The 422-nt window shown below is 73.9% G+C and carries 1 protein-coding gene; it reads right to left on the bottom strand.

All coding sequences use genetic code 11. From position 1 onward, the window contains the following. A partial coding sequence (locus GVL04_RS24205) for a UxaA family hydrolase (protein WP_200846964.1) occupies positions 1 to 422 on the bottom strand: 422 nt, incomplete at both ends.

A 422-nucleotide genomic window follows, 5' to 3' on the forward strand; every position in this document is an offset into this window, starting at 1 on the left:
CTTCTGCCCCACTGCCGGGGTGACGGCGCGGCGCGTGAGCATGAACTCCACGCCATGGATCTCCGGCGTTTCCGACAGGATGGCGGTGCCGCCGTGGCGCACGAGCACGTCCATCGCCGCGCCCAGCGCCGGGTTGGCCGTGATGCCCGAGAAGCCGTCCGACCCGCCGCATTCGAGCCCGATCTTCAGGTGGCTGGCGGGCACCGTGCTGCGGCGCGCCGCGTCGGCCGCGGGCAGCATCGCCTCGATGGCCGCGATGCCGGCGGCGATGGTGGCGCGCGTGCCGCCCACGTCCTGCATCACCAGCGTGTGCAGCAGCCGGCCGCGCTCCAGCCCCTGGGATTCCACGGGGCCGTCCACCTGGTTGCGCTCGCAGCCCAGGCCCACGATCAGCACGCCCGCCAGGTTCGGGTGCCGCGCAT

The sequence above is a fragment of the Arthrobacter sp. 18067 genome, assembly GCF_902706295.1.
Lineage (GTDB): Bacteria > Actinomycetota > Actinomycetes > Actinomycetales > Micrococcaceae > Arthrobacter.